Raw genomic sequence first — 21,621 nt, forward strand, 5'->3', positions numbered from 1 at the left:
CGCCGGGCGGGCCTGCGGGCGCGCGGAGGAGGCCGCGGACGGGCTCGGCCGTGGGGGTGGGGGTGCGGTCGTTCATGGGTGTCCCTTCGGCGGCTTCCTGCTGGGGTGGGAAGGGTCGTGAGCTCCGCGAGGGCGAAGGCAAGGTGGAGGGCCGGGCGCACGCGGGGCCGGTGGGTGCGTTGCGGCCCCGGACCGGTTGTCGGCGAATCCGCTGGTGGGAAGTGAGTCAGGCGATCGCCCACAGGGCAAGGTCGGTTGCGGCCAGAGCGCCGGTGACGACGGCGGGGAGGCAACGGGCGGTGCGGTCACCGCTGCGCAGGTGCACGATCACGGCTCCGGTCATGAGCAGGACCAGGCCGCTCGAGGCGGCGGCGCCCAGCGCGGGGATCCGCAGTCCGGCCAGCAGGCCGGCCGCAGCCGCCACCTCCAGGGCTCCCAGCAGCCGGTACTGGGTGGTGGTCATGCCCACGTGGGTGGCGGCCTGGCGCATCGCGGGAACGGCTACGAGCTTGGCCACCCCCACAACGACGAACAACGCGGCGAGAACGGAGGCCAGAACAAGGGTGGCAATCATGGGGGTCCTTTGTGCGGTCGGGGCGGCCGGCCGCATCGGGAAGGAGTGCGGCGCTTGGGGTCAGGTGAGGGGTTCGCAGGCGTACTGCCAGTGCAGGGCGTACCGGTTGAGGGCCGCGGTGACTTGGTCCCGGGTTACTTCGTCGGGGTGCGCGGGCAGCTCGACCAGAACGTCTCCGTCATGCGGCCGGCAGAGGATCTGTTCCAGGCCGCAGTCGGCGCCGAGCGCGGTGAGTTCGGCGTGGACCGCGCGGCGGGTGGCGTCAAGGCGCAGGCCGAGCTTGTAGGGCTTGCCGACCGCGGTGACCGGGATGGCGTCGATCACGGTCACCTCGCGTGGGGCCGCGGCGCGTTCGCCGACCCGCTCAGCGACCCAGCTGAGCAGGTCGGCGGGTGCCACGCCGGCGCCGGGGGCCAGGGCGACGTAGGCGACGGGGACCTCACCTGCGTGTGGGTCGGGGCAGCCGACAGCGGCGGCAGCGGTGACCTGGGGGTGGGTGAGCAGAGTGTCCTCGATCACCGCGGGGTCGATGTTGTGGCCCCCGCGGATGATCAGGTCCTTGGCGCGACCGGTCAGGGAGACGAAGCCGTCGGCGTCGATGCGGGCCACGTCGCCGGTCTCCAGCCAGCCGTTCCGGATCTTCCCGCCACTGTCCAGGCGGGGGCCCTGGGCGGTGTGCTCGGCGACGTAGCCGGGGAAGACCACGGGGCCCCTGATGGCCAGCACGCCTGTGGCTCCGGGTGGCAGGTCGTGCCATGCGCCGGTGTCCGGGTCGATCCGCACGGTCTTGAGCTGCTGATAGGGCAGGCGCCGGCCGACGGCGCCGGGCCGGTGGCGGCCGGGAATGCCGAGGGCCGACGCGCAGGTCGCCTCGGTCAGCCCGTAGCCCTCGCACAGCGCGACACCGGTGTGGTTCTCGAAGGCCTCCCGTACGGCGGGCGGCAGGGGCGAGGCGCCGACGGCGGCGAACCGCAGGGTGGAGATGTCCGCGTCGAGGTGCGTGCGGGCGAGCACGGAGTACACGGTGGGCACTGCCGACATGGCGGTGATCCCGTAGTGCTCGACCAGCTTCCAGAACACCCCGTACAGCCCGGGATCGCGGTAGCCCAGCGGCCCGGCCCACACCACCCGCTGGCCGCGCAGCAGCGGACCGAGCACGGTGACGATGAGGGCGTTGACGTGGAACAGCGGCAGCCCCGCGAACATCACGGACTCGCTGTCGAGGGGGGTGCTGGCAGCCACCGTCCAGGCGTCGACGACCTCGTTGGTGTGCGTGTGGGCGGCGAGCTTCGGGGTGCCGGTGGTGCCTCCGGTGTGGAAGTAGGCTGCCAGGTCCTCGGCGGCCGGCGGGTCGATGTCCACCAGCCGGTCGGCGGGGTGGGCTGCGGCCATCTCGGTGAGGTAGCCGACGCACACGCCCTCGACCGGTTCCAGGGCGGGCCTGGGGCCGTCGCCGCCGGTAGGGGCCAGGGCGAGGAGTGCGTCCAGCCGCAGGGCGGACGCGACCCGCCGGGCTGTCGCCCACACCTGCGGGTCCAGCTGCGGCCCCGCGGAGATGAGCACCCTGCTACCGCCGCGCCGTAGCAGCTGCTCGACGTGCTCGGGCGCCAGTCCGGGGTTGACCGGGGCGGCGATACCGACGGTCTGGGCGGCCAGGAGACCGCCCGGCAGCTCTGCCGTGTTCGGCGACAGCAGCCCCACCGCGGCGCCGCGGGTGACACCGAGAGCGTGCAGCAGGTTGGCGGTGCGATGCACCTGGTCGCGCAGCTGCGCGAAGGTCGTGGTGGCGGGGTGGCGGAAGTGCTCGGCATCGGGCAGCACTGTCAGGGCCGGCCGGTCAGGCCATAGTCGGGCGGCACGCAGGAGGGCGTCGTAGGTGGTGGCGGGAAGACCGCGCTCGTCCAGCGGAACGGCTTCAATGACAACCGGGTCCGCGGGGCCGTCGCAGGCAGGCCACAGCAGGTCGTGGGGCATGAGTGTCACCGGTGCGCCTTTGCAGGGGTGAAGGAGGAGATGAGGGGCCGGGCCCGTTGGGGGATCGGGCCGGCCGCTCCGGGGCGGGGGATCCCGGGAGCCGTCAGCGGGCGCGCACCACTGTGCGCTGCTCGCCGAGGTCCAGTGCGCCGTCGTCGGTGGCGATGCGGGCGGTCACGACGTCGCCGTGCTGCAGGTAGAGGGGGTTGTGCTGCTGGCGGGCGAAGAACTTCTGCCAGCGCTTCTGCGGGGGCAGCAGGGCGGCGAGCTTGGCCTGCAGCTTGCCCGGTGATTTCAGGGCCGTGCCGCCGGGGGTTCCGGTGAGGAGCACGTCACCGGCCTGCAGGGTCTGGAAGCGGGCCAGCAGGCTGAGGGCGCGCTCGGGTCGGACGATCATGCCCGTAGTGGTGTGGTCCTGGCGGGTGGCCCCGTTGACCTTCAGGGTGAGCCGCAGGTCGGACAGGCGTGCCAGGTCGTCGGCGTCGACCAGGAGCAGCCGGGGTCCCAGGGGGGTGAAGGTGGCGTAGGACTTGGACTCGTAGAACTGGGTCTTGGGCAGCTGCACGTCACGGGCGCTGACGTCGTTGGCGACGACCAGGGCGCCGACGAACTGCGGCAGGGTCGCATCGGTGACCTCCGTATCGACCGGGAGGTCCGCGCCCATCACCAGCCCCAACTCGATCTCGTAGTCGAGAAAGCGCACATGCGACGGGCGCACGACATCCTGGTACGGGCCGCTGACGGACCCTGAGGCCTTGCGGAAGAACACCGGCGGGACGGTGTCCGGGTCGAAGCCGGAGTCCACCGCGTGGGAGCGGTAGTTGACCATCTGCGCCACCAGCCGGCAGGGGGTGGTGACCGGCGAGAGCAGCTCCGCCTCCTCGGCCGGCTGCCCGGCGTCGGGGTCGGCCGCGGCCCGGGCGGCGGCATCCTGCACGGCAGCGCGGTCGGCGAGCAGGCCGGCGGTGGTGTTCGCGTCGGTGTCGACGCGGTGCAGCCGTCCTGTGCTGCTCTCCACCCACCAGCCTTCGGCAGTACGGACGACCGGGATGTTCATGGGCTCTCCTGAGTCCTGGCGGTATCGACCGAACCACCTCGAGGAGCAACGTCCGGTCACAACTGATGAAAGCATCAGTACAGATGCCCAATTCGTCAAGAGACATCAACACTGATGAAACAATCAAGTGATGTTTGGGCTGGGTAGGCTGAGCGCCATGAGTGCTTACGGACCGGGCGCGGTGAACAGCCAGGCGCCCAACCGCCTGGACCGGCGCAAGGCGCGCACCCGGGCCGCCCTGATCGCCGCCGCGCAGCGACTCCTCGCCGAGCATGGGCGGACGGACGTGAGCATTCAGGACATCACCGAGGCCGCGGATGTGGGCTTCGGCTCCTTCTACAACCACTTCTCCAGCAAGGACGAGCTGTTCGAGGCGGCCGTGTCCCTCACCCTGGAGCAACACGGCGCGCTCCTGGACTCGGTCGTCGGGGACCTGCAGGACCCGGCGGAGATCTTCGCCGCCAGCGTCCGCCTGACCGGCAGGCTGCAGCGCACGCACCCCCAGGTCGCCAGCATCTTCATGCGCACCGGCTTCGCCAATCTGACCTCCGAGAGCGGCCTGGCCCCGCACGCGATGCGTGACCTCCAAGCCGCCGCGGACAGCGGACGGCTGGACATCGGCGAGCTGCCGACCGCCGTGGCCATGGTCGGGGGCGCCCTGCTGGGGGTCATGCACCTGCTGGAGAGCCACCCCGAACTGGACGTCGATCACGTCACCGACCAGCTGGCCGCCCGGCTGCTGCGCATGTTCGGTCTTGCCTGCGAGGAGGCCCAGGAAATCGCCACCCGGCCGCTGCCCGTCCCCCGAGCGACCTGATCGCCATCCCGGTGGAATCCTCGGCCACGGGACGCGTCGTCTAGCCGTCAGAGTGCCCGGTGGGCGACGCGTTCGGCTCGGCGGGAAGGGGCTGCTCGGCCCAGATGATTTTGCCGCTGCTGATGCGGCGGGTGCCCCATCGTTCGGTCAGCTGGGCGACCATGAGCAGGCCGCGTCCGCCTTCGTCCGTGGTGCGCGGGTGACGCAGGTGCGGTGCCGCGGTGTTGCGGTCGGTCACCTCGCAAATCAGCGCGCGGTCCCGGATCAGCCGTAGCTGGATGGTGCCGCCCGCGTAGCGCAGGGCGTTGGTGACCAGCTCGCTGACGACCAGCTCGGTGGTGATCGCCAGCTCGGACAGGTTCCAGCTGGCCAGCTGCCGATCGGCCAGGGTACGGGCCGTCGACACGATCGCTGGATCACTCGGGAACGTCCAGGACGCAACCTGCTCCTCGCCCAGGACCCGGGTCCGGGCGAGGAGCAGGACCACGTCCTCATCCGGCCGTCCAGCCAGGTGGGTGTAGATCGTCTCGTCGCAGATCCCCTGCACGGAGGAACCGTGTGCCAGAATCCGCTGCAGCCGAGCGATGCCCTCCTCGGAAAGCCCGTGTCCCGCGACGCTGCGCGGGAGCCCGACGCTGAACAGGGAGAACATGCTGCCCTCGGGAAGCTGCCGCTCGGCGGTCTCATAAGGGGGCCCCTCCGTGCCCAGCGCCGGCCCGGCGGGGGCCTCGACGGTCTCCACCGCGCCGTCCGGGTAGGCGACGAGCGGCTCCGGGTGTCCCGCGCGCGCCAGTGCCAGCACGCGCGAGATCGGGTCGTAGACCGCGTACACGCACGATGCGGTGGTCGCCAGCGCGCCGAGCGGGTCGTTGGCCGCGGTCCGTCGAGCCTCCTCGGCAAGCCGGACCATCAGGTCGTTGAGGTGCGCGAGCACCTCCTCCGGGCCCAGGTCCAGGGCGGCAAGACTGTTGGCGGTGGCCCGCAGCCGCCCCATGGTGGCCACCGTACGCATGCCATGGCCCGCCACCTCCCCGACGGTCAGGGCCACCCTGGCACCGGACACCGGGATGAGGTCGAACCACGTTCCGCCGCCTCTGGCGGCCGGTAGATGGGCGTAGGCGGCATCGACCGCGTTCTGAGCGGGCAGGCCCTGCGGCAGCAGGCTGCTCTGCAGGACGAGGGCTGCAGTGTGCTCGCGCATGTACCGGCGGGCATTGTCCACGCACACCGCCGCACGGGAGGCCAGTTCCGCAGCGATCGTCAGGTCTTGCTCATCGAAGGGTTCAGCGGTTTTCGCCGACCGGTAGAAGACGGCCACCCCCAGCACCACGCCCCGGGCCGCCAGTGGCACAACCATCAGCGAGTGCACTCCGCCGCCGCGCAGCCGCTGCGCCAGGATCCCCTCGGGCGCCAACCACCCGCTTCCCTCGTCCAGGTGCTGAAGCAGGCGTGGCCGCAGGTCCGCCAGAGCCTGCGTGTACGGGGTCGGAAAGTCCGGCGTCAGCCTCTCGCCGACGGCGAAAGCCGGTTCCATCCCCGTACCCTCGGCAGCGGCGAACGCGGCGCGCCGTACGGTGACCTCGCCGATCGCTGAGCCGGGCTCGACGACCTCTCCCCGGAAGGCGGACTCCAGCACGTCCACCGCGATACCGTCAGCCACCCGGGGAACCGCGACATCGGCCAGTTCCTGGGCGGTCCGGGTGATGTCCAGGGTGGTGCCGATGCGCACGCCGGCATCGTTGAGCAGGTCCAGACGTGCCCGGTCACGGATGCGCTCTGTCACGTCGGCCACCAGGCCGGCCAGCCCGAGGACCCGGGCCGAGGGGTTCTGCAGCCGGAATATCGACATGGAGAGGATCCGCTCGCGCCGCGGATCGGCAGGCGGGTAGCCGGGCTGCAGGAAGTCGAGGACCGGCTCCCCCTTCTCCAGAACGTCGTACATCAGCTGCTCGAGTTCGTCGGTCACCACGCCGGGAGCGACATCGCGTGCACGCAGGCCGACGAGGTCCGCGGCATCGATGCCGCGCAGCCCCGACGACTCCGTGTTGACCCGTACCAACCGCAGCTCGCTGTCGAAGATGTTCAGCCCGATCGTCGACTCGGTGAGCAGCGCGTCCACCACCGCCCGGTCGAACTCTCCCGGGTCGCTGCCACCTGCTTCCTGCAGGAAGACGGCCCAGGTCACCGTCGCCTCGGCAGCGGCACAGAGGCACACCCGCAGATCTACCTCGTGCGTCTGCCCGAAGCGGTCGCGCAGCCGAACCCGACAAGCACCACGGGCAGGCGGCTGCTGGGGAATCTCCGCCGGGGCGGCTTCATCCGGACCGGCCAGAAGCGACGCCAACGCGCGGCCGTTCACCTCCTCCGCCGTCCACCCGAGCAGGCGGACCGCTCCATCACTCCACTCGGTGACCAGCCCCTGCGCGTCCAGCAGGATTCTGGCCTGAGGCTTGACCGCTGGATCTGCGCTACGGCCCCCACCGTGATGTTTGGACATGGGCACCGTCCCATCCCAACCTGGACGTCGCCGCCGGCCGCATGCAGGCGACGCGCCGCGTCCTGGTTCCCAGCGTAGGCAGGAAGGCGGCCCCCCGCGCATCGCCACGTATCGCCACTTACCGCAGGAAGGGAGCCCCCATCGGATCTCGCCGCACTCAGATCCAGCCGCGGCGGACCGCCTGCGCGCCCGCCTGGAAACGACTGGTCGCCCCGAGTCGGGCGGTCAGGTCGGTGATCCGGCGGCGCAAGGTGCGTTCGCTGAGGCCGAGTTGCCGGCAGATCGTCTCGTCCTTCAATCCGGCGTGGAGCAGGTGGAGCAGGGCACGCTCGGCCTCGCTGAGTTCCGGATGGTCTTGCGTCTCCGGCGCCTTGCTGCCGAAGACCGGGGTGGCCTGCTGCCAGCTCTCCTCGAAGAGTGCGACCAGGGCGTCGCAGAGCGGCGACCGGTGTACCAGCACGGCGGTGCTGCGCACGCCGTCGTCGCCGGCAGTGAGCGGAACGAGGGCGTCGCGCCGGTCGAAGACCAGCAGTTTCAGCGGCACATGTGGCAGCACCCGGGCCTGTTCCCCGAGGTGCACGAGCTGCCGGAGCAGGTCCGCGCGCTCGGGGACGGCCAGCACCTGGCTGGAGTAGACCGCCCGTGCGCGCACGCCCCGGGCCAGCAGGTCCTGCTCCGACCGCAGCGCGGTCGCGTCAGCCGTGAGGTAGGGCGGAGTGTCGAAGCACAGCACCTCGTGCTCGGTGCCTGCCATCAGCTCGGTCAGCCAGGCGGTGATGGCGGTCGGCCCCTCGATGAGCTCGACCACCCGGCTGGGATCAGAGCTCAGTTTGCGCTCGTTGAATTCGGCGCCGTAGGCGTCCAGCGCGGCCGCCGCGCGCTCGAGTTCCAGCTGGCGCGCTCGGATCAGGGCGGCCAGCCCGATCCGCGGATCCAGGGCCGCGTAGCGGGTGGGCCGTGCCGCCGAGGGCACCGCGAGGCCGGCCGTGACCAGTTCGTCCAGCATGCGGCGGACCTGTCCGGTGCTGCAGGACTCGTATCGCGCGAGTTCGGTCGCGGTCAGCGGCGGCGAGGCCACCAGGCGGCGATAGGCACGCTCGGTCGGCTCGTCAAGGCCCAGGGGTTCCAGCACGGGTTCGCTTCTCTCTCGCGTCTCGGTCCGGGCAGCGCATCGTCTGGCCGCTACCAGCCACTGACCGGCATCGGCCAGGTCCTTCTCTCCCGGCGACGGGTTCCGCGATGGAACAGTACCGGCCATCCCCACGGGACGGTTCGCCGTCGCACCGATCGAGGCCGCCGTCCCGCCCCCGTCTTCCGAGAGATACGTGTGCAATTGAGAAGCAGAAGAAGGGGCATCCGCTCCGGCATAGTCACAACCGTGCTGGCGGTCGGCGCCGGCATCCTGGTCGCACCGCCGGTTCAGGCCCACCCCGCGCAGGGCGCCGAGGGCGTCCGGCTGACCACGGCCGCGATCGAGAAGCTCAGTAAGCGTTACCAGACCCGTATCGACGGCACGCCCGGACAGGTTGCCGCGATGGAAGGCCCCGCCGCCGCGGCCCCGGCGCTGCCGGCCACACTGGCGAAGTCTGCGACAGGTTCGGGGGCGCACGCGGACTCCGCGTCCACCGCCCCGGGCTTCAAGCGGACCGGCCAGTGGGAGACCGCGCGGGGCTTCGCCGAGGGCGTGGCACTCGGCGGCACCAAGGACTGGGTGAGCGTCTTCAGCGGCGGCACCGTCGGCCGGTACGACGCCCAGGGCAAGCAGGTGTGGAACCGCGGAGCGGCGTCCCTCTACCAGGACTGGCAGGTCACTCCCGCCAACTGGTTCCAGCCCTATCCGTACCTGCCGAACCTCTACGCCGGTTACAACCCGTACCAGATGTCGGCCACCGGTAAGCGTCCCTACGCGACCGGCGACTTCAACGGCGACGGTGTCGACGACGTCGCCGTGGCGTACGCGGTGGGCGACTGGCCGCTCCGGCCGTTCTCCTCGCCGGGTTCGCAGGTGGACTACGGCGCCTTCCTCACCATCCTGGACGGACGCACCGGCAGCACGGCCTGGACCAAGCTGCTCCCCGGCTTCGTCGGCTCGATGCTGGTCCAGGACGGCGAACTGATCGTCGCCGACTCGACCGGCCCGGACTGGGGCGCCGATCCGGTGGCCGAGCAGGGCGACAGCCGCAGCAACCTGACGGCCTACCGCTTCAGCCGCGCCGCTCACGGCAAGCTCACCGGGACCGCCGACTGGACCTACTCGACGCACGCGCCCTGGGCCCACTGGGGCGATCTGACCCCGATGGGCGCTGACCGGGTCGCCGCGTCCTGGTCGGACACGCCCATGGGCCTGGGCACCCCGCGCCCGGCCGACGGCAACGTGCTCGTGCTCGACGCCTCCGACGGCAGCGTCGCAGCGCAGGCCAAGACCCCCGGCTACCCGCGCATGCTGGTCAAGGACCCGGGTGCGGACCGCGTGCTGGTGGTCGAGCAGAACGACCCCTTCGACAGGGTGCGCTGGGACCTGACCGCAATCGACGCGCACAGCGGCGCCCGCACGGTGCTCGCCTCGCGTGAGGGCACCGTCCCGGAGACGTTCCAGGTCCTGCCGGACGCGCACGGCGGCCGGCCCCGGTTCGCGGTCGCGGAGCTGGGCATCAACGCGGACCTGTCGGACGGTCAGAGCACCGTCTCCGGCTGGGACGCCCAGGGCCGCACCCTGTGGACCTACACCACTGCCTCCACCGTCGGCGGGCACAACGCCCCGGTCATGGAGGTGTCCTTCGACGCGAACGGCGGCGAGGTGCTCGCGTCGCTGTCCGATCCGACGAACGCCACCGCCGCGGCCCCCTCGGGTCCGGAGCACACGCAGTTGGTCGCGTTGAAGGCCGCGACGGGCCGCCTCGACTGGCGGCAGGAGGGCGCCGTCTCCGGCGACACGTTCACCCCCTACCAGGGCGGACTGCTCACGGTCGGCTACGACGACACCGCCTACACGGTCAACCCCCACAGCGGTGCGCTGCACGCGATGCCTCTGGCAGGCGACCCCTACGCGGCCGTTGCCACCGACGTGAACGGGGACGGGGTCAAGGACCTGATCACCGCTGGTGAGAGCCGCGGTGTCTTCGCGCTCGACGGCAGGACCCTGAAGAAGGCGACACCGGCCGTCCTGTGGGAAGCCACGGTCGACAGCTCGGTGCACACCCTGCAACTCCTGCAGGCCGGGGGCAAGGGCGGGTCCGGCGACTCCGTGGTGGCCGCGACCGACCACGGCTTCGCCGTGCTGGGCACGCACACCGGTGAGGTACGCGCGAACGTGCACACAGGCGGCTTTGTCGCCTCGCTCACGGTCGCGGGCGACGGCCACGGCGGGTCCGCCGTCGTCGTGCCGGGCAGCAGCCTGACCGCCTACACCGCGCAGGGCAGGAAGCTGTGGACGTACCGGCCGAAGGGCACGGAGGGGAAGAGCCTGGTCTTCTCCAGCGTCACCACGGACGCCACCGGACACCTGTTCCTTGAGTACGGCGGCACCCACCAGGGGATCGGCCTTCCTACGGAGGCAACCGATCCGGCGCCGACGGCGGTCAGCCTGGACGCCGCCACCGGCGCCCCGGTCTGGACCGAGACACCGACCGATCCCGGTGCCGTCGCCGTCGTGCCGACCAACCCCGCGCTGGCCGGCCCGAACATCCCGGACTCGGACGGGCATGGTGTCGCCTTCGCGTACACCGGCGACTTCAGGACCTACCATCACCTGGTCCAGATCCTCGATTCCCGCACCGGCGCGGTGATCAGGAACTACGAGAGCCCGGGTATGTCGCAGGGCTTCGTCGCCTCCAAGAAGACCGGCATGGTCGAGATGCGCGAGTTCAACGACTACGTGTACCCCGCGGACGGCGGCGAGCCCTACGACGTGCCCACCTTCCTGGGTTTCCACTCCGGAGTGCTGGCCAGGTCCGTCGGGGGAACCGAAGCGTTCGTCGGCGCCTACCAGAACCTGTGGTCCTACGACACGCCCTTCGCGGACAACGACGGCTTCCTCCGCGAGAGTGCCACCGACTTCGCCCTGGGGGCGAGCCAGGTCCAGACGGTGAACCTGGGCGACGGACCGGGTGACGACATCATCGGTCTCGCGCTCGACTGGCGAGCCCTGAACATCTCGGCGCGGTCCATCGGTGACGCCGTCAACGACATCGACTACATGCCGCACGGCTTGACCACCTACAAGCTCTCGGAGGACGAGCCCACCCGGATCCCGGGCCCCCCGAACGGTGACGCATCCGCGGCGGCCCTGCAGACCGCCTCTGCGGCGGGTCAGTCCCACGACGGCCCCCTCCGCAGCGCGAGCCCGCTGAAGGACCTCGCCCTGCCGATCGGCACCGCTTCCGTCCCGATCGAGATCCAGAGCAGGACGCCGGCAGCCAAGAAGCTCAGCGTGGGCAGCGACAACGCCGGCGAGGTCACCCGCGGCTACACCCCGCAGCAGATCCAGGCGCGCCTGGGCCTCAGGGGCGACGGCACCGGCCAGACCGTCGCGATCGTCGACGCCTACCATTACCCGACGGCGAAGGAGGACCTGAACCATTTCTCCGCGCACTTCGGCCTGCCGCAGACCTGTGACGCGGTGAGCGCGGGCACGAGCTGCTTCGACTTCCAGCAGGTCTATGCGGACGGCACCCAGCCCGACGTCGACACCGGCTGGAACGAGGAGGCGGCGCTGGACATCGAGTGGGCGCACTCCGTGGCCCCGCGGGCGAAGATCGTCCTGGTCGAGGGCACGGACGCGGGCATGGCCGCGCTCGCTCGGGCGGACGACGTCGCAGCGGCACTTCACCCGGCGGCGGTCAGCAACAGCTGGGGCACCGGCGAGTTCTCCGAGCAGGGGTTCTACGACGGCCACTGCAAGCTGGCCGACTCGGTCTGCGTCCAGTCCACCGGGGACGGCGGCTACCCTGGCGGCTACTCCGCCACCAACCCGTACGCCCTGGCCATCGGAGGCACCAACCTCCAACTGGACGCCGACGGCAACACCCTCGACGAGACGGCGTGGAGGTCCACCGGCGGCGGCCTGAGCTACTTCGAGCCGCGCCCGGCCTACCAGGACGGCGTGCAGTCCTCGCCGCTGCGGGCCACGCCGGACGTCAGCTTCGTGGCCGACCCCGCCACCGGCGTGCCGGTCTACCTGACGATGGCCTCCGGTGACGCCACCACCTCCGTGTGGCTCAAGGTGGGCGGCACCAGTCTGTCCGCCCCGATCTGGGGTGCGATCATCGCCTCCGCCGACCAGCTCCGGGCCACCGACGGCAAGCCGCACCTGGCCTCCGACGGCCCCGACGGCGACACCGCACACACCGACGTCTACGCGCTCGACGGCAGCTACCTGCGTGACATCACCGCCGGCTCCAACGGGAGGTGCGGTACGGAGTGCACCGCCGGCCCCGGCTACGACACAGTCACCGGTCTGGGCTCACCCACCGCAGGTGTTGACGCCGCCCTGGCGGCCATGGAGTAACCCTCTTCCGGAGGCACAGCAGGGGCCCGGCGTCGTTCCCGATTGCGGACGCCGGGCCCCTCTAGGCCGTCTGCGTGTGCAGCCGTGCGGTGCCGGGCCGCTCGGCGCGGGGCTCCTCGCTCACGCAATGCGCTGCTCCGTCCAGATCGTCTTGTTGTCCTGGCCGTAGCGGCAGCCCCAGCGCGCCGAGAGTTGCGCGACCAGGAACAGGCCGCGTCCCCCCTCGTCGGTGCTACGGGCACGACGCAGGCGCGGCTGGGTGGCGCTGGCGTCGGTGACCTCGCAGACGAGGGTCTCCCTGTGGCGGACCAGGCGCAGGCGGAGCGGGGGACAGCCGTAGCGGATGGCGTTGGTCACCAGTTCACTGACGACGACTTCGGTCGCGAACAGGCGGTCTTCCAGCCCCCATCGGGTGAGGTGGAGTGCCGTCCACTCGCGGACCTCGCAGACAGCGGCCGGGTCGGCCGGGAACTCCCGATAGGCGCTGTCCTGCGGCGGGACCGCACGGGTGCGAGCCAGCAGCAGGGCCACGTCGTCGCGCAGCGGTCCGCCGGCCAGTTCGGCGAGGAGCGCCCGACCGGTGTCCTCCAGAGCGCGGTCCGGATCGCAGGCTGTTGCAAGGGGGGCCGACAGGCGCCGCAGCGCGTGGTCGATGTCCCCGTCGTCGTGTTCGATCAGGCCGTCTGTGTAGAGCGCGAGGACGCTGCCGGGTTCGAGGCTGATGGTGGTGGTCTCATAGGGCAGCCCGCCGACGCCGAGGGGCGGACCGGCGGTGACTTCGACGGCCTCGGCGGTCCCGGTGGGCCGGATCAGGACGGGTGGCGGATGCCCGGCGCTGGCGAGGGTGCAGCGCCTGGTGACCGGGTCGTAGACCGCGTACAGGCACGTGGCGCCGACGGTGTCCTGGTCGACGGGCGATGCCTCGGCTGTGAGCCGCTCGACCAGGTCCTCGATCCGGGTGAGCAGCTCGTCGGGATCGAGCTCCAGGTCGGCGAGGGTCTGGATGGCGGTACGCAGGCGGCCCATGGCCGCGCTCGCGGCCATGCCGTGGCCGATCACGTCCCCGGCGACAAGGGCCAGCCGGAAGGACGGCAGGGCGATGGCGTCGAACCAGTCGCCGCCGATGTGTGCGCCGCCACCGGCAGGCAGGTACATGCCGACCGTCTCGGCTGCCGCGGTGTCGGTTGCGGCCGGGGGAAGCAGACGTTGCTGCAGCGCCATCGCCGCGAGGTGCTCGCGCGCGTAACGGCGGGCGTTGTCGACGGCGAGCGCGCCTCTCGATGCGATCAGCGCCAGGAACTGCGCATCGTCCTCGGTGAAGAGCTCGGTCCGGCCGACGCGCCAGACCGACACCCCACCGAGCAGCAGGCCGCGTGCGTACAACGGTGCGAACATCACCGAATGGGCGCCGTCGGGGAAGAGGTACTCCACCATCCGAGGGTCACCGATCGCCGTGCGGTAGTCGTCACGGCTGAAAACGACCGTACGGCCGTGCTGGAAGCTGCGCAGGAGCGGGTTGTCCCGGACCGGAGGTACGGCGCCACCGGCCTTGATCCCGGCCGGCCACTGCGCCGCGGCCGGGGCCATCCCGGCAGTGCGCAGATGAAGGTCTCCACCGCCGAGCCGCTCCGGGGGCTCGTCCCCGTCGAACACAGCCTGCGCAAGGTCGACTGTGACAAGGTCCCCGAAGGTGGGGACGAGGACGTCCGCAAGCTGCTGAGCCGTACGCACCACGTCCAGGGATGTCCCGACGTGCTCAGCCGCCCTACGAGCCAGGTCCAGATGGCTGCGGGCACGCAACTGGTCGGTGGCATCGGTGTACAGGGCCGCAACCCCTGAGGGGTGCCCTCGGGCGTCCTCCAGTCGGTACGCAGACAGTGACAGGGCTTGCCGCTGCGAAGGCTCATGCCATCGGCTCACTTGCCGAATCCTTCGGATGACTGGGGTGCCCGTCTCGAGTACCTGTCGCAGCACTGCCTCGAGGTCCGTGGCGTCCTCGGCGCAGAGTACGTCGCCCAGCCGGGCGCCAGGCCGTATGGTGCCGGCGAAGAAGGCGCCTGGCGGGGCGTTGGTTTGCCTGATGGTCAGGTCCGCGTCGTGCAGGGCGATGGTGATCCGGTCCTGTGCGGACAGGGCGCGCAGGAGCGCTGCGCCCTGCTCGTGGTCGGCCACAAGGCGGGTGGGCGCGGCGAGCACGAGGAAATCCGCGGAGCCTTCCAGCTTGGCGGAGCGGAAGGTGACGTGGACGGGGTCGCGGGATCGGTGCCGCAGCCATACCCGGCCGGATGCCGGGATCTGCGTGGTACTGCGGACTTCGCCCGGGAGGTCGGCCACGAGTTCCAGCACGGGGCGGCCGCACACCTCCTCGGCGGTGAAGCCCGTCAGGTCCCAGGCCTTCCCGGTCCATCGCAGCACCACGCCTCGGTCGTCGAGCACGGCGGCTGCCAGACCGTCGAAGGCGTACGGGCTCTCGCCCGCAGGAACGCCGGACACGCCCATCCACCGGGCGTTGCCTGTCGTGGAGATTCCGAAATCGTACTGACGAGTCATTTTCTACGCTTCTTCCGGTCAAGATAGGGGAGAGGGCGGCGGCTCAGGGGATCGGGGAAGCAGTCACCGCCTGGCTGGCCGTGATCACGGTGCAGCGGTTGGGGAGGGCAGGTCCTGTTCGGCCCAGACGACCTTGCCATCCGCTCCGGGGCGGGAGCCCCACCGGCGGGCCAGCTGGCTGACGAGGAAGAGGCGGCTGCCGTCCTCGTCGAAGGCGCTGGGATGGCGCGGGCGCACGGGGCGACTGCTGCTACCGGAGACTTCGCAGGTCAGGACCTGATGTTGGATGAGCCGCAGGCGGGTCGGACCGTTGCCGTGGCGGATGGCGTTGGTGACCAGTTCGCTGACCATCAGCTCCGTGGGGCCCACGAGATGCTCCAGTCCCCATTCGCTGAGCTGCCGGGCGGCCGCCTGCCGAGCGGAACGGACCGCGGCGGGCTTGGCCGGCAGATCCCAGGATGCGACCTGGTTCGGCTCGAGTGCGCCGGTCCGCGCGAGGAGCAGGGTCACGTCGTCGGGCAGTGCCTGAGCCCGAACGGTTCCGACCGCGCGGGAGCACAGCTCCTCCAGGGGCTGCCCGGGATCGGCCAGGGCGGCGGCCAGACGGTGCAGGCCCACATCGATGTCCTCGTCGCGGGACTCCACCAGGCCGTCGGTGTACAGCGCGAGCAGACTTCCCTCGGCGAGTTCCAGTTCCACTGACTCGAAGGGGACCAGCCCGAGGCCGAGGGGGGCTCCAGTGGGCAGGTCAGGGTAGGTGACCTGGCCCTGCGGGTCGACGATCGCGGGCGGCGGGTGCCCGGCCCGTGCCATGACGCAACGGCGGGTGGCCGGGTCGTAGACGGCGTACAAGCAGGTGGCGCCGCCCAGTGGTGCCGCGTCCTGGCCGTCCTCCTCTGCGAGCCGCCGGACCGTGTCGTCAAGGTGTGCCAGTAGTTCGTCGGGGGGCAGGTCCAGGTCCGCGAGGGTGCGGACGGCGGTGCGGAGCTGGCCCATGGTCGCCGCGGCGTTGATGCCATGGCCGACGACGTCCCCCACGACAAGGGCGGTCCGGGCGCCGGACAGCGGTATCACGTCGAACCAGTCGCCCCCGACGCCGCTGTCCGCTTCGGCCGGCAGATAGCGTGAGGAGGTTTCGATGGCCGTGCCGCTCGGCAGCCGTCGGGGGAGCAGGTTGCGCTGCAGCGCGAGGGCCGCAGCGTGTTCGCGCACGTACTGCCGGGCGTTGTCCAGGGACAGCGCGGCCCGGGTGACGAGTTCCTCCGCGAGGAGCAGGTCGTCCTCCTGGAAGGGCGCCAGCTCCTCGGAGCGGGCGAACACCGCCACGCCCAGCAAGCGGCGCCGGGCACGGATGGGTACCACCATCAGGGAGTGCATCCCGTACTCACGGATCGTGCGCGCCCGTACCGGGTCCTGGTCGAGCCAGGTGCCTTCAGAGGAGGTGTCCAGCACTGGTTCCAGATGAGGTCTGCCGGTGCGCAGAACGCCGGCGAACGGCGAGCCCGGCGGGGCGGGGACCGCCTCTTTGCGGGCCCACGGCGACTCGGGGGCCCCGGGGTGAATGGAGGCCAGGCCCGCGCGGCGCAGAACCGGGAGGCGGCCGCTGGTCGTGTGGATTGGGGCCAAGGGCTCCTCCCCGGACACCACCGCCTCCGCCAGGTCGACGACCGCGTAGTCGGCCAGCAGTGGAACGGCAAGGTCGGCCAGTTCCTGCCCGGTCCGCACGACGTCCAAAGTGATGCCGATGCGCGTACTCGCCTCACTCAGGATGGCGAGGCGCTCACGTGCCCGCCGGCTGTCGTTGACATCCACACTCATGGAGCACACCCCGACCGCCTGGCCGGAGGCATCCACGAGACAGAAGAACGAGGCCGAAAAGGCGTGCTCCTGGTGCCGATCCGCCGGCGGCCACGACCGGTACTCGTGGACCGTGGTGATGCCGGTCTCCAGCACCTGCCGCATCACCGCCTCGAGTGCTTCGGCCTCGAAGCCGGGCAGCATGTCCGTCAGACGGCGTCCCAGTCGTCGGTCACGAGCAACGCCGTCGCAGCTCTCCATGGCGTCGTTCACCCAGGTGCAGCGCAGCTGCGGGTCACGAACGACGATGCCGATCGGGGTCCGGGTGAGCAGCGACTCCCGCACCGATCCGCTCGCTTGCTTCGCCGGCCCCGAGGAGAGCGCGCCTATGTCGGTCACCGACACAAGCCACCGGATGCTCTTGTCCTGCCCCCGCAGCAACGAGATGCGCAGACTCATGGTGAGCATGTGGCCCTTGCGGTGGCGAACCGCCGCAGTGCCGGACCAGCCACCATCGGCACGGCACTGCTCGGCGACTGCTGAAGCCCTCAGCGTGTCCTCGGAGGATGGCAGCACCAGTGCGGCGGACTGGCCCACCACCTCCCCGGCCGAGTAGCCGACAAGCCGCTGAGCGGCCTGGGTCCAGCCGACCACGGTCCCGTTCGCGTCGAGCATCGCGATCGCAGCGTCGGGTACGTCGCGAGGGTGCACCGGCTCCACGAGCGGCGTCCGGTCCGTTTTCGTCACAGCGGTGGCGCCGGCCCCGCGTATGCAGTGGTTCATTGTTCTCTCCTCTCCTCGACCCCTGGACTGCCATGGCCGGGGGCCGACGCCGACACCTCCAATGTAGGCAATGGAAACAATGTGGTCAATGGCAACGTCCTTGGCGTGCGACTGCATCCCGAGGGCGCCCACTGCACAGCCTCGATCTGCCGTGACTTGCAGGGGCCACGCTCCTTGAGGGCGCGGCGCCAGTTCCCACCTCTCGCGCGGATGCAGTGGCAGCGGCCGCGCCTATCATGCAAATAGGCATATAACTCCGCGAAGTGAGCGAAGCGGATGGCCGGCGACGAGGATCTGCAATGCGCTGCCGTCCAGGAGCTGCTGGATCAGGTAGTGGCCCGGACGGTGGCTGGCGTGGGCGCGCACGCGGGGGCGCTCCTCCTGCTCGATCCCCGCGACGACGTGCTGGTCCTGGACGTAAGCCTGGCAATGCCGCCTGGCCTGGCCAGTCAGCTGCGGCGCGTACGAGCGGCTGCGGCGGCCGACGGCCCGCTCGCCGAAGCGGTGATCGGGCGGCATCTGGTGTGGGTCGCATCTGGGGAGGAACTCGCTCGCCGCTACCCCCACATCGCCCTGGCCTTCACCTTCCTCGGCGCGGCCGCCGTGGCCCCGCTGGTCACGGGCGATGTCGTGCGAGGCGTCCTGCTGGTGCTGTTCTCCGGGGAAGCGCCCGGCCTGGATGCGCACGCACGTCGCCGGCTCACCACCGCAGCGCGCTGCATCGCCTTGCTCCTACAGGACGCCGCCGACACCGGGCACGGCCTGCATCCCGGGCCCAAGCCGCGCGTCCTGCGGCCGACGCCCTCGCAGACCTCGGCATCTCGGCCTCAGCACGCAGCGGACTTCATAGCCGCGCTCCCTGAAGGGGCGTGCCGGCTCGACACTCGGGGCCGGATCACCTTCGTCGACCGCACTGCGGCCGACCTGCTGGGTGAGGGCATCCCACACCTGCTGGGCGCACGGCTGTGGGAAGCCGTGCCGTGGCTGGCCGCCCCGGGCTCCCAACTGCGGTATCAAACCGCGGTCGCGAGCCGGCTTTCGACTTTCTACACCGCCAAACACCCCCGCAGCGGCCAGGATCTGCTCTTCCAGCTCTACCCCGGCCGCACCGGGGTGAGCCTGCGTATCTCCATTCCAGTCGCTGCCGGCAACAGCCAGGATGAACCGGCCCTCGGCATCGGAGTGGTGCCTGGCCCCGCCAGCCTGGAGGCCCTCTTGCACATGATGCAGCTCTCCAGCGACCTGGCCGCGGTCGCGTCCGTGGAGGAGGTCGTGGAGTTGGTAGCCCGCGACCTTCTGGTCGCCTTGGACGCGCAGGCCTTCGCACTGCTGGTCGCCGAGGCGGGCCGGGTACGGGTGGCGGGCCACCACGGCTTCAGCCCGGAGTTGGTCGACCTTGTCGACCACGCCCCCCTGGCATCCAGCATCCCGCTCCCCGGGCTGGCCGCCGACGCACCGTCCTGGGATCTCGCCGAAGGTGTGCCCTCCTTCTTCGCCAACCCGGAGGAGCTGCGTGCGGCCTACCCCCGGAGCGCCTCCATCGACGATCGCCTGGGCGCATGGGCATGGCTACCGCTCATGGCCTCCCAGCAATTGGTCGGCGTCTGCGTGATCGGCTACCAACGCCCCCACTCCTTCGCACTGCAGGAGCGCACCACACTGACCGCCATCAGTTCCCTGATCTCCCAAGCCCTCAACCGGGCCCGGCAGTACGACGCCAAGCACGAGGTGGCCGAAGGGCTCCAGGCCAGCCTGCTGCCCAGGACGGTGCGGACGATATCCGGCCTCGAGGTGGCCGCCCGCTATCTACCCGCCAGCCACGGCATAGACGTCGGCGGGGATTTCTACGACCTTATCCGCCTGTCCGCCACCGAGGTTGCCGCCGTCATCGGCGATGTCCAAGGCCACGGCATCAGCGCCGCCGGTCTCATGGGCGAGGTCCGCATCGCGGTCCACGCCTATGCCGTCGTCGGCTCGGCCCCTGGCGAGGTGCTCGCCCGGACCAACCGACTACTCGCCGACCTGGACCCCGATCTCCTCACCAGCTGCCTGTATGCGCACATCGACCTCCACGACCACAGAGCGCGGGTGGCCACCGCCGGCCACTGCCCGCCCCTCCTGCGCCACCCGGAGCTTCACACAGACATCCTGGCAACACCGCCAGGCCCGCTGCTGGGCGTCGACCCCGCAGCGGACTACCCCACCGTCGACATCCCCCTGCCGCCCGGCACCCTCCTAGCGCTCTACACGGATGGACTCATTGAAATCCCAGGCACCGACGACTCGACCGCCCTCACCGACCTCGCAGCGGTCCTCTCCGAAGCCGGCGGCCCACCGGATGACGTCGCCGACGCACTGCTGGCCCACGCGCAGCCATCAGGCGGCCGCGCCGACGACACCGCCCTCCTGGTGCTGCAGATCCACTGATTCCCGTTCGGGGTGTGTACGGTCAACGGCTCTGTCCCGTAATCGGTGGTAGCGCTGTGTGGTCACTGGAGGAGGATGCGGTGGCGAAGTAGGGGGAACCCGGCTCGGCCGTGCATCTGCCTCATGATCTTCTTGGTCCGCGTATTGACGCCCTCGGTGCGGCCGTTGTGGTAGCGGAGGGTGAGCCCGGCATCGACGGCGGCGCGGTCGAGTTCGGGGCCGTTCGCAAAGGAATGCAGGTGGGGCAGGTCGGCAGCGCGGACCGTGGTGATCCAGTCGGTGAGCTTGGCGTCGTTGCCCTCTGCTGGGGTCAGTAGCTGAGCGAACTCGCTGGTGAAGCGGGCGAGTCCGCTCATTTCCGGGCAGGCTGCGGTGAGTTCCCGCAGTAGTGCGGTGTCCTTGTCGCGCAGGTTCTCGGGGCGGGTGAGTAGGAGGCGGGCGAAGCGCTGCGGGGTGGTGACCGGCTTGTCGCCCTCGGCGCGGCCCTGGGTGATGTAGCGGTAGAGCAGGTTGAGGCTGCCGGTGTATCCCAGGTCCTTGATCTCCCGGAAGAGTTGGAGGACGGGGACGGCCGGGTCTTCCGCACGGCGGGTGCGCAGGTGGTCTCGGTAGGGGTCGACGAGCGTGGGCTTGTAGCGGGGTGCGCGGCGGTCGCCGGTGGGCTCCTTCATGCGGGCGTACCGCTTGACGGTGTTCAGGGCGACATCGAGGCGGCGGGCGCATTCGAGCAGGCCGACGCCTTGGTCGAGCAGATGGTGGACGCGCTGCCAGCGCTCGCGGGTGGTCTGCTCGCGTATGCCTCCGGGCCGGGCGGGGTTCACAGCCGTGGCCCAGCAGGCGGCGTGGGAGCGGATCTCGGCCAGGACTTTGTCGCACAGGTTTGACCAGAGATGCCACCTGTCGCTGACCTGCACCGCTTCGGGGAGGGCCTGGCGGATCGCCTCGCCGTAGGAGCCGGAGCCGTCGCGGCAGACGTATTCGGCCCCGGGATGCTCGCGCAGCCACGTGACCAGGCTCTGGGCGGTGCGGTCGGGCAGCACGTCGATCCGCTCGCCGGTCTCGGCGTCGATGATCACGGTGGCGTAGCGGTGCCGGCGCTTGAGGGCGAAGTCATCGATGCCGAGCACACGCGGCACGTGCAGCGGCGGTGCCGCCCTGCGCATGAGCAGGCGCAGGGCGGTTGAGCGGGAGATCGCGCAAGCCAGCACGCGGGAGAGGCGGGCACCAGCTCGGCCCGCTAACTCCTTTACCACAAGGCCGAGTTGGCTGGTCAGTCGGTTGGTGCGGCGCTGGTAGCGTTCCACGACGCCGGGAACCTGCTCGCGGAACGTCTGCCGCGGGCAGCCGAGCACTGGACAGACCAGGCGCCGCAAGACCACCGAGACGACGACCCGCCGCCCGTCCGCCGGGACGTTCGCGACCGTTCGACGGTGGAAGCCGTGGACCTTCTCCGTCAGCGCCCCGCACACCGGACACGGCACCGGCCGGCCCTGCGTTCGGGCTGTCACCCGGATGGCCCCGCCCTCGTCCGTCACATCCTCGACGACCAGCGTCGATAACCCCGAAAACACCAGGCCCACAAGCCCGTTGACATCTTGCATGCCCTGCCAACGACGCCCGTCACCGTTCGTTACCACCG

11 protein-coding genes and 1 pseudogene are annotated in these 21,621 nt (G+C 70.8%); 4 read left to right on the forward strand and 8 right to left on the reverse strand.

The window, feature by feature from the left end; genetic code table 11:
* Nucleotides 1-226: 226 nt before the first annotated feature.
* The 3 genes from AOK09_RS12545 to AOK09_RS12555 form a co-directional block, all read right to left on the reverse strand.
* Nucleotides 227-574 (reverse strand): DoxX family protein, encoded by a 348-nt coding sequence (locus tag AOK09_RS12545; protein ID WP_055587246.1) that lies wholly within the window; start codon nucleotides 572-574, stop codon nucleotides 227-229.
* Between the two features lie 60 nt (nucleotides 575-634).
* Nucleotides 635-2,548, reverse strand: a complete 1,914-nt coding sequence (locus tag AOK09_RS12550; protein ID WP_055587247.1) for an acyl-CoA synthetase — start codon at nucleotides 2,546-2,548, stop codon at nucleotides 635-637.
* 103 nt (nucleotides 2,549-2,651) lie between these two features.
* Nucleotides 2,652-3,605: a fumarylacetoacetate hydrolase family protein gene (locus AOK09_RS12555; RefSeq protein ID WP_055587248.1), complete on the reverse strand. Its 954-nt coding sequence runs from the start codon at nucleotides 3,603-3,605 to the stop codon at nucleotides 2,652-2,654.
* A gap of 157 nt (nucleotides 3,606-3,762) precedes the next feature.
* Between AOK09_RS12555 and AOK09_RS43670 the strand changes: the two are divergent.
* Together AOK09_RS43670 and AOK09_RS12560 are read left to right on the forward strand one after the other, a co-directional pair.
* Nucleotides 3,763-3,972 (forward strand): annotated as a pseudogene (locus AOK09_RS43670) (TetR/AcrR family transcriptional regulator); the annotation flags it as partial.
* 12 nt (nucleotides 3,973-3,984) lie between these two features.
* A complete protein-coding gene (locus AOK09_RS12560) occupies nucleotides 3,985-4,422 on the forward strand; it encodes a TetR/AcrR family transcriptional regulator (RefSeq protein WP_407675394.1) in 438 nt (145 codons plus the stop codon).
* A gap of 40 nt (nucleotides 4,423-4,462) precedes the next feature.
* Here AOK09_RS12560 and AOK09_RS12565 read toward each other — a convergent pair whose 3' ends face one another.
* Together AOK09_RS12565 and AOK09_RS12570 are read right to left on the reverse strand one after the other, a co-directional pair.
* Complete coding sequence (locus AOK09_RS12565; protein ID WP_322973168.1) at nucleotides 4,463-7,021, reverse strand: SpoIIE family protein phosphatase; 2,559 nt, start codon at nucleotides 7,019-7,021, stop codon at nucleotides 4,463-4,465.
* Between the two features lie 55 nt (nucleotides 7,022-7,076).
* Nucleotides 7,077-8,252 carry a helix-turn-helix domain-containing protein gene (locus AOK09_RS12570; protein ID WP_217698423.1) on the reverse strand — a complete coding sequence of 392 codons (1,176 nt, stop codon included), beginning with the start codon at nucleotides 8,250-8,252 and terminating at the stop codon, nucleotides 7,077-7,079.
* Nucleotides 8,253-8,297: 45 nt separating this feature from the next.
* Here AOK09_RS12570 and AOK09_RS12575 point away from each other — a divergent pair, with 45 nt between their 5' ends.
* Nucleotides 8,298-12,425, forward strand: coding sequence for a PQQ-binding-like beta-propeller repeat protein (locus tag AOK09_RS12575; RefSeq protein ID WP_055587252.1), 4,128 nt, complete (start codon nucleotides 8,298-8,300; stop codon nucleotides 12,423-12,425).
* A gap of 120 nt (nucleotides 12,426-12,545) precedes the next feature.
* Here AOK09_RS12575 and AOK09_RS12580 read toward each other — a convergent pair whose 3' ends face one another.
* Nucleotides 12,546-14,975, reverse strand: coding sequence for an ATP-binding SpoIIE family protein phosphatase (locus AOK09_RS12580; protein WP_079062992.1), 2,430 nt, complete (start codon nucleotides 14,973-14,975; stop codon nucleotides 12,546-12,548).
* 84 nt (nucleotides 14,976-15,059) lie between these two features.
* Entirely contained in the window at nucleotides 15,060-17,555 is a 2,496-nt protein-coding gene (locus AOK09_RS12585) for a SpoIIE family protein phosphatase (RefSeq protein WP_079062993.1), read from the reverse strand.
* A gap of 276 nt (nucleotides 17,556-17,831) precedes the next feature.
* Between AOK09_RS12585 and AOK09_RS12590 the strand changes: the two genes are divergently transcribed.
* Nucleotides 17,832-19,982, forward strand: coding sequence for a SpoIIE family protein phosphatase (locus tag AOK09_RS12590; protein ID WP_055587254.1), 2,151 nt, complete (start codon nucleotides 17,832-17,834; stop codon nucleotides 19,980-19,982).
* A gap of 62 nt (nucleotides 19,983-20,044) precedes the next feature.
* On the opposite strand, the gene AOK09_RS12595 is transcribed toward AOK09_RS12590, so the two are convergent.
* Nucleotides 20,045-21,583: an ISL3 family transposase gene (locus AOK09_RS12595; protein ID WP_055587255.1), complete on the reverse strand. Its 1,539-nt coding sequence runs from the start codon at nucleotides 21,581-21,583 to the stop codon at nucleotides 20,045-20,047.
* Nucleotides 21,584-21,621 lie beyond the last annotated feature (38 nt).

This window comes from Peterkaempfera griseoplana, from assembly GCF_001418575.1.
GTDB lineage: Bacteria > Actinomycetota > Actinomycetes > Streptomycetales > Streptomycetaceae > Peterkaempfera > Peterkaempfera griseoplana.

Excerpts from the sequence above, each read along its gene's own strand:
- AOK09_RS12590 (WP_055587254.1), top strand. The coding sequence starts at position 17,832 with ATGGCCGGCGACGAGGATCTGCAATGCGCTGCCGTCCAGGAGCTGCTG.
- AOK09_RS12595 (WP_055587255.1), bottom strand. The coding sequence starts at position 21,583 with ATGCAAGATGTCAACGGGCTTGTGGGCCTGGTGTTTTCGGGGTTATCG.
- AOK09_RS12565 (WP_322973168.1), bottom strand. The coding sequence starts at position 7,021 with ATGCGCGGGGGGCCGCCTTCCTGCCTACGCTGGGAACCAGGACGCGGC.
- AOK09_RS12585 (WP_079062993.1), bottom strand. The coding sequence starts at position 17,555 with ATGAACCACTGCATACGCGGGGCCGGCGCCACCGCTGTGACGAAAACG.
- AOK09_RS12580 (WP_079062992.1), bottom strand. The coding sequence starts at position 14,975 with ATGACTCGTCAGTACGATTTCGGAATCTCCACGACAGGCAACGCCCGG.
- AOK09_RS12545 (WP_055587246.1), bottom strand. The coding sequence starts at position 574 with ATGATTGCCACCCTTGTTCTGGCCTCCGTTCTCGCCGCGTTGTTCGTC.
- AOK09_RS12550 (WP_055587247.1), bottom strand. The coding sequence starts at position 2,548 with ATGCCCCACGACCTGCTGTGGCCTGCCTGCGACGGCCCCGCGGACCCG.
- AOK09_RS12555 (WP_055587248.1), bottom strand. The coding sequence starts at position 3,605 with ATGAACATCCCGGTCGTCCGTACTGCCGAAGGCTGGTGGGTGGAGAGC.